Below are 8,024 nucleotides of genomic sequence, written 5' to 3'. Positions count from 1 at the left end.
GGAGCAACGTCTTGAAACTGCAGAGGAAAAACTGGCGCGCGGTAGAGGATTCGAACCTCTGACCTTTGGCTCCGGAGAGCAAAGCACACCATTTCCGCACGTTTCCTAGTGTTGGATTTTCCATTTCAAAACAGGCTGATTTACAACACCTTTCTTTCTTGACGTTTCCTCTCACCTCCCCTAGTTTCATCCCATCTGGATGCCATTTGGATGCCAGCATCCACCCCTAGCATCCATTTTCAGGGATACTTGCCATGGGCACCACCATTTCTAAACGAACAGTGGACGCACTCAAGCCTGGAGATCGGAACGCCTTCCTCTGGGACGCCAATCTCAAAGGTTTCGGCGTCAAGATCACACCAGCTGGAAAACGAATCTATTTTGCCCAATATCGGATTGGAAAACAGAAAACCCGCTATACCATCGGTCAACATGGCCATTTGACACCCGAGCAAGCCCGAAAAGAAGCAACCAGAGTTTTGGGGGAGGTGGCAGCCGGGAAAGACCCCAACGCAGACAAGAATAGAGAGAGACAAGCCCCGACGATTGCGAATTTGTGCGATCTGTATATGCAGGAAGGCTCCGCACATAAAAAAGAATCCACACGGTACGTGGACCGGGGCCGGATCGAGCGACATATCAAACCGTTATTGGGGCGGAAGCTCGTTCACCGGTTGACACGTGGAGATGTGGAGCGATTCATGTTGGCCGTTGCCGATGGCCAAACCGCCACCGATGTAAAAACTGGTTTCCGTGGACGTGCCAGGGTGTCTGGAGGTAAGGGGACTGCCAACCGTGCCGTTGGGCTCTTAGGGGCCATTCTCTCTTTTGCCGTAACCCGGACAATGCGAATGGACAATCCTGCTCATGGGGTAAAGAAGTTCAAGGAGGGAAGGAGAGATCGTTTTTTGAGCCAAGAAGAAATGGCACGGATGGGTACAGCCCTTTCTGAAGCGGAAAAAAATGGAGTCAATCCTATAGCGATTTCTGTCATCCGTATGCTGATTTTCACTGGCTGCCGGAAGTCGGAAATGCTCACCCTGGAATGGGCACATGTTGATTTTGAGCATAGCTGCCTCAGACTCCCGGACTCCAAGACTGGATTCAAGGTTGTTCCCCTGGGAGCACCTGGATTGTCCTTGCTGACTTCCCTCCCCCGTTCAGATGGTAACCCCTACGTTTTCCCTGGAGAGAAACCGGGTGGACACATTGTTGGTGTTCCACGCATATGGGGGAAAATTAGGGCCACCGTCGGTTTGGAGGATGTTTCCCTGCACACCATGCGGCATAGTTTTGCCAGTCTAGGGGTAGGAACGGGGCTAAGCCTTCCGATTGTAGGGGCCATCCTGGGACACTCTTCTGAAGCGATGACAGCCCGCTATGGCCATCTGAGCGCTAACCCGGTGAAGGATGCAGCAGAACGCATCTCCGGGACGATTGCCGCCGCAATGAAAGGTGACCTTGGAAACAATGTTTTGCCATTGAAGGTGAAGCCATGAATCGGCCTGATTGGCGCGATCCCAACGCATACCCTTCACCTGAAGGAACACCTCTTTCTAAATGGGCCTGGGAATTTTTACGAAGAAACCCGGACTACCAAAAAGATTACCATGAGATCAACGATCTTGATGGACTTGATGCACTTATCTTCACACCTCCTGCAACCCCAGGAGAAAGTTTGAATGATTATGAGAAAAGGATGCGAAAAGATGGACATGAGACTTGGGAATTTGTGTCACGTGCAACCCTAAAAGCGAAAAAGTGGGGGCTGAAAGAAATGATTTCTCCAGCGGAAGAATGGGGGTTTTCATTTGAAACATCTGTATTAACTGAAACGTGGGGTTGCTCCACCAGAGACCCCAACAAAGTAGCATTTGTTTTTGATCTCTCCTGGCCGATTGGCCCACAGTTGCGCCATGTGAAAAGAGCTCTACAAATCAAACAAAAGATCACGGGGAAACCGAAACAAGCACGAAAGCAAGTGGCGCATTTCCCATCATATTTACGTTTACTTGATGCAAAAGAAAAAGAGATCACCACAGCAGACATGGCAAGAGTTATATTTCCTGAAATTGATAATTTTGACCCATCGTATTCGGGAAACAAGAAGGTCATCGCTGGATTAAAAGCAGCTCATGAGATCTCAGAAAATGATTTCTTATACCTCCCTCTTATATCAACCCCCCCAGATGAAATCACTGACAGTGACGTTGAGAACCAAAAAAAGATGATTGCTATCCAGAAAATCCTTCAGGACAGGTAACCATCCAGAGAAGCACTCGAACGACGAAACATTTTTGCTTTTTCTTTATACGGCAAGATTCTTTGGTTTGTGTTATTGCTCTGGTATACCTCTCTTATGTCGCACGACTATAGCGGCTGGGAGATCACCTTTCCGGGTTTCTCCTCAGCCAACAATCACTGGCATCAGGGAGTATCCCAAATGCATCATTCTGAATATCCAAAACGTCTCCGCACCCCAAAGGCCGCCGAATATTGTGGCTGTGCAAAAAGCACGCTTGAGAAACTACGCGTTTACGGTGGTGGCCCTGCATTTATCAAGCTGGGCAAAACTGTAGTATACGATACTCTTGACCTTAACCGATGGCTTGCTTCTCACAAAATCGCGTCCACAAGCGAATTGACCAGCTCTCCTTCATCAAACATCAACGAAGGGGAGTGAAATGAATAATTTGGTTCCCAACCTTCAACCCGCTAATTCCTTTCTAAGTCAGTTGTGCCATGGGTCAATAATCACATTCCAGACTTTTGCTGATGGAACCCAAGATAATAGCAGTCGCCTGATCCGGGTGATGCATGGAAACCTTGATCAACATGCAGAAGAACTAACCCGCCTGAATCAATCGCGGGCGGGTATATTTTTCACGGTTAACGAAACCGACGGGCAAGGTCGAAAAAAGGGTAACATCACAAAGGTAAGGGCGGTGTTCGTGGATCTAGATGGAGCGCCCTTAGAGCCAGTGCAGAATGCTCCCCTTAAGCCTCACATCGTCGTAGAGTCCAGCCAAGGGAAATACCATGCGTATTGGCTTGTTGACAGCATTCGGCTAGAGGAATTCACCCTGATTCAGACCGCACTTGCGCAACGATTTGAAGGTGACTCCAAGGTCAAGGATCTTCCAAGGGTGATGCGGTTGCCAGGATTCTATCATCGTAAGGGGGAACCATTTTTGGTCAAGGTACTGGACTCCATCGAAAGGAATCGTTACGCCCGGAGTGAATTCCTGGAAGCCTTTGGAATCAACCCGGATCCGGAACCATTTTGCAACGAGGCAAGCAAGGCGAAATCTACATCCCCCCACACCGATATGATAAGTCCGGCTGAAATTCTATCCGGTATCCCCCAAGGTCAGCGTGATGAACATCTGTTTAAGTTGGCGTGCCGTTATCGGAAAAAAGGGTTGAGCCGATCAGAAGTCGAAAACATAATCTGTAACGCTGCTGGCAAATGCAACCCTCCTTTCCCCCAGAATGAAGCGCTAAAGAAAGTAAAGCAAGCTTGGGGATATTCACTTAACGAACCGGAAACAGTTGACATCACTATAGAAGAAGCACTGAAAACTATCAACTCAACCTTGGAAGCAGCCAAAATAGATACAGGAGCGCCTTTTGAACCTAAAGCCATCGAATCTTTGCAAGCAATAAAAAAACATGATCACGCTCAATACATGCGCATTAGACATGGCCTGAAAGAATCGAACAGAGGGATACTTATCACTGAATTAGACAAATCAGTTAATCAGAATGGAGAACGCATTGAAGACCAAGGCTCTATCGCCGATGCTATTGTGAACATCGTGAAGGAGGAAGCTTTTCTTTTTCACGAACCCGATGGAACATGCTATGCGTCATTCGACCAAGACGGGCACACAGAGACGTGGGCACTTGAGTCCAGTGGGTTCAAAGAGTGGCTCTCATACCGGGCATACAAAGAGTTCGACAAAGCTCCCCGGGAGGCCAGCCTAAAAGATGCTATAGGCACACTATCTGGAATTGCGAAATTTGATGGTGCTGAAATAGAAACGTGGATTCGTGTTGCAAAGCATGAAAACACCTACTATATCGATTTATGCAATGATAAATGGGAAGCTGTTGCAGTCACTGATAGTGGTTGGGAAGTGGTCAGTTCCCCAAGGGTCAAATTCCGACGGACCAAAGCGATGCGCCCGTTGCCCTACCCGACTCAAGGCGGTAATTTTTCTCTTTTATGGAATTCCATCAACATTCAGAAACCAGAAGACCAGTGGATGATGATTGTATGTCTCCTGGAATGCTTTCGGCCAGAGACACCAAACCCCATTTTGGAGTTTGGTGGGGAGCAGGGTAGCGGCAAAAGTGATACGCAAAGTCGGATCCGTGACCTTATTGACCCTAATGACGTGAACTTACGGGCAGCTCCCAGAGAAGTAGGAGATATTTTTGTAGGTGCTGCCAACAACTGGATAGTGTCGCTCAATAACCTTTCCAGATTGTCTGCCCCCCAACAAGATGCGTTTTGCTCACTCTCCACAGGTGGTGGTTTTGCTGGACGCCAACTATATACCAATACAGAAGAAAGCGTCGTTGAGGTGAAACGCCCCGTTATGTTCAATGGCATATCCACCTTAGCCACAGCACAAGACTTGGTTGATCGTGTGGTTAGGTTTGAACTGCCAATCATTAAACAAAGGCGAAAATCATCTGAACTGGAAGCTGAATTTGAAAAAAATCGTCCTGAAATATTCGGGGGGCTATTGAGTTTATTTTCCCAGTGCTTGGCGACCATCCCGCATGTGGTTATTGAAAACCTACCACGTATGGCAGATTTTGCTGTTCTTGGTGAGGCGCTGCATATAGGGCATGGATTTGCGCAAGGAACCTTTGTAAACGCCTACAAGGAAAGAAGTGAGAAGGCTGTTGTCCATGCATTAGATGCCTCACCTGTAGCACGAGCAATCCAGGAATTTATGGATGCTAGCTCAGAAGCTTACTCTGGTACTGTGAAAGGGTTATTAGATAACATCCAAAACCACAAAGCATCAGGAGACGCTTGGCCTAAAAGTGCTAGAGGTTTGTCGGATGCACTTCGAAGGCATGCACCGGGGCTACGTGTTGCCGGCATTACCGTTGAGTTTGATCCTCAACGACATCGTGATGGAGTACATGTCACGATCAGCAAGGATACTATTTCCCCAGATTCAAGGTTAATATCCCCATCCAATGTTCACAATGTTCACAGACAACATCAAGGGCCTGGAGGTTAACAGCCTTGATGTGTACAACGTGAACATTGTGAACTTTTAAACCGGGTATCCGCCCCTAGGTGAAAAGAGCATATCAAACAAACCTCTTTTCCATGCGGGAAATGGATAGCATGATATCTGGGCATACCTAGCACAACATTTCCAACCGATTTCGGCAAATATATATGGGCGGCATAGGTAGCGGTGGGCACAATAACAATGGATTCGGAACGGTTGAAGACACCCTTCAATTGGACATTAATTTTCTTCGCCGTCTTGGCGGGCTGAATGTTGGTGCGCGAGGGAAAGTCTTCTGGGATCCTGGGAAGGGCATAGTGTTCCAGATGAAGGCCTGTGACCAATTGGTATTGATGTACCGCTGCCGATTGGATCAAGGAGATTGGGAAAGCGTAGAGCAATCTATCCGTCTCTCAGGAATCCCGCGCCACTTGGGCGGGCAGGAGCGGTACTTCATTTGCCCAGGAGCTCACTGTGGCCGTCGGGTGAAAAAGCTATATCTGTCTTGGAAATATTTCGCCTGCCGCCATTGTTATCGGCTCTCCTATCGATCTCAGCGGGAACGTGGCATTGCTCAAATTGTTTCTCGAATGGACAAGATACGGGTACTCTTGGGTGGGAATCGGGAACTTTTTCCATCCAAACCCCCGAACATGCGGCAAGATCGCTATGACCAGCTAATTGATGAATTGATCGCCTTGGAAATCCAATGCGATATGATTGAGGATTCCGTCAGAGCCCGTTGGCAGAAGTGCTGCGGTATGGCTTGAGATCTATTCAGCAGGCTGCTGGCTCACAGAGCATAACCAGGAGCGGGTTAATCCGTTCTAGGCACGCGTGTAGACCACTGTATGCTCGTCCGCCAACTCCTTGCACCCTGCGACCCTAGCCACACTCCTGAAGCTGAGGGAGCTTGGGGAGGCAGCTGAGAGACTATTCCAACGCTGTCCTTGCACGAACGCTGTTCTTTAGGATTTCCTCCCCAGATCTTCTTACAAGCTAGCCGGAGCACTTCAGGATGTAAGTCGGATAATAGTTTCAAAATCAGCAAGATATTCCGCATAACCCCGGGAAAATGCCCCGAGAATCACGCAATGACAATTAGTACCCCATCATCTCATCCCTCATGCGTATAAATTTGGGGATCGCCCCCTTGAAATGCGCATAAGGGTACTTTTCATAAATAACAAGACTGTCTCCTGTCGGATCAACTCGACTTTCAGTAAACTTGTGTTGGAGATAGTGAGCGCGAACAATTGTTTTTTGACCATTCGCAACTTTATGCAGAAAATCTTCCGTCACCCAGAATTCTTTTTGCGTTTTGTTGCCAACATCAACCACTGGATCCATAAACGATGTCCCACCACCAAGCAGCTTTTTCCCCATATAACCAAAGCTCCTTCCATCAATTGGTTTTAGGTCATACATTAATCCGTCTACATTAAATTGCAACGGCTCTTCCGGGTCGAAATTCACAGCATCTTGCCTTTCAACAACTAATATATACTCTTCACTATCCATGGCGCTATTCCACCTAATCCCGATAAAAACAGGCCCCTTATCAAGAAAGGCTGGCTCCATAGAAAGCGTTTTTGTCTGATCAAATTCTGACTCATTTTCAGAAATGTAACCGTAATATCCAGGCCTGTCCATCGTATTTTCTATGTACTGTGCTGACATTAATCCACCACACCCGCTCAACACAAATCCTGCAAAAATAAACACAACTACATCACGAAACCAACACCTTCCATTTCTTATTAAGCAAAAAATTCTCAACATTACAGCCCCCTGCAGTCGTCGTTATTGACCTTAAAGTTTAACAGACAAATAGTAACCCCCGGCATGGCCTGCATCCATACGATCCTGGGCAATTAGACACAATAGGATAAGAGAGGCTTTGAGCATGTGCGCCTTCAGGTATTGCTAAGTGGTGACTTGAAACGAAAGGCCGCCGGGCGCTTGAACTCCGCTCACAACTGCGGCGGGACCGTTTTCCCCTGGCGGGTCTTATATGACGGCCCCACACCCGGCAGCCAGAGGCTGTCGGAAAACACAAAAACCACGGCTGACGGGCGTGGAGACCGGTTGTGAGGGGAGTTCAAGCCCCGTTTTCACACTATCTTCAGTACGTACTGCCTGTCAATCCAAAATGACTTAGGGGGGAGTCAAGCTTATTGTGGCAATGGGTGCCCCCATTCCAGCTACGGGTTCACCCCCCTTCTCAGTCTTGGCCATTAGCCTGTTGGGGAGATGGTTGGCGTGGGGTAAACAGATGATTGAGGGGTTGAAGATGATCAGCACATACCAGGATTCTCCGGGAAATGGTGAATCGATCTGGTGATTGCCATTTGATCGCCCAAAAAAACATCTTCCGGGGGAAGCCTGCACAATCAATATGGATGAACGAAACGAGATATTTTGACCTGTAACCCTATCGTGTGCAGGCCACAGCAATCCAAGCCCACCGGTAAACTACCGCCAAAACTGAATAAACAGCTCGATCCATCTGGATGCTATTTGGATGCCAGGGGAATTTCCAGCTGACCACGAGAACTTCTAACTGTTTGATTTAATTGGCGCGCGGTACAGGATTCGAACCTGTGACCTTTGGCTCCGGAGGCCAACGCTCTATCCAGCTGAGCTAACCGCGCTTGATCGTGCAGGTGAGAGCCCGTGATTATAGCCATTCCCGGGCGTGTGTCAAAGGGTGCGTTGGGTATTACAGGCAGAGGGATGCGTTGGGGGAGCTTGACAAACTCC

Annotated in this window: 6 protein-coding genes and 1 tRNA gene; 5 read left to right on the top strand and 2 right to left on the bottom strand. The window is 48.2% G+C overall.

Annotated elements, in window-relative coordinates; translation table 11 throughout:
• Nucleotides 1-254: 254 nt before the first annotated feature.
• From HQL52_19310 to HQL52_19290, 5 genes are all read left to right on the top strand, one after another.
• Nucleotides 255-1,499: an integrase arm-type DNA-binding domain-containing protein gene (locus HQL52_19310; GenBank protein MBF0371591.1), complete on the top strand. Its 1,245-nt coding sequence runs from the start codon at nt 255-257 to the stop codon at nt 1,497-1,499.
• Nucleotides 1,496-2,263, top strand: a complete 768-nt coding sequence (locus HQL52_19305; protein ID MBF0371590.1) for a hypothetical protein — start codon at nt 1,496-1,498, stop codon at nt 2,261-2,263. The genes HQL52_19310 and HQL52_19305 overlap by 4 nt, the downstream gene beginning before the upstream one ends.
• A 96-nt stretch (nt 2,264-2,359) precedes the next feature.
• On the top strand, nt 2,360-2,683 hold the full coding sequence (locus HQL52_19300; GenBank protein ID MBF0371589.1) for a helix-turn-helix domain-containing protein: 324 nt from the start codon (nt 2,360-2,362) through the stop codon (nt 2,681-2,683).
• A 1-nt stretch (nt 2,684) separates the two neighbouring features.
• On the top strand, nt 2,685-5,264 hold the full coding sequence (locus HQL52_19295) for a primase C-terminal domain-containing protein (GenBank protein ID MBF0371588.1): 2,580 nt from the start codon (nt 2,685-2,687) through the stop codon (nt 5,262-5,264).
• 164 nt (nt 5,265-5,428) lie between these two features.
• Entirely contained in the window at nt 5,429-6,031 is a 603-nt protein-coding gene (locus HQL52_19290; GenBank protein ID MBF0371587.1) for a hypothetical protein, read from the top strand.
• Nucleotides 6,032-6,362: 331 nt separating this feature from the next.
• Here HQL52_19290 and HQL52_19285 read toward each other — a convergent pair whose 3' ends face one another.
• Nucleotides 6,363-7,043, bottom strand: a complete 681-nt coding sequence (locus HQL52_19285; GenBank protein MBF0371586.1) for a hypothetical protein — start codon at nt 7,041-7,043, stop codon at nt 6,363-6,365.
• A gap of 795 nt (nt 7,044-7,838) precedes the next feature.
• A tRNA-Arg gene (locus tag HQL52_19280) sits at nt 7,839-7,915 on the bottom strand.
• Between the last annotated feature and the right edge of the window lie 109 nt (nt 7,916-8,024).

The organism is Magnetococcales bacterium (assembly GCA_015232395.1).
Taxonomy (GTDB): Bacteria; Pseudomonadota; Magnetococcia; order Magnetococcales; family JADFZT01; genus JADFZT01.
The sequence above is the reverse complement of the archived record's forward strand: the minus strand, read 5'-3'. Positions and strand labels throughout refer to the sequence as shown.

Bases quoted from the DNA above. Each gene is read 5' to 3' on its own strand.
- HQL52_19305 (MBF0371590.1), top strand. From the start codon at position 1,496: ATGAATCGGCCTGATTGGCGCGATCCCAACGCATACCCTTCACCTGAA.
- HQL52_19290 (MBF0371587.1), top strand. From the start codon at position 5,429: ATGGGCGGCATAGGTAGCGGTGGGCACAATAACAATGGATTCGGAACG.
- HQL52_19300 (MBF0371589.1), top strand. From the start codon at position 2,360: ATGTCGCACGACTATAGCGGCTGGGAGATCACCTTTCCGGGTTTCTCC.
- HQL52_19285 (MBF0371586.1), bottom strand. From the start codon at position 7,043: ATGTTGAGAATTTTTTGCTTAATAAGAAATGGAAGGTGTTGGTTTCGT.
- HQL52_19310 (MBF0371591.1), top strand. From the start codon at position 255: ATGGGCACCACCATTTCTAAACGAACAGTGGACGCACTCAAGCCTGGA.
- HQL52_19295 (MBF0371588.1), top strand. From the start codon at position 2,685: ATGAATAATTTGGTTCCCAACCTTCAACCCGCTAATTCCTTTCTAAGT.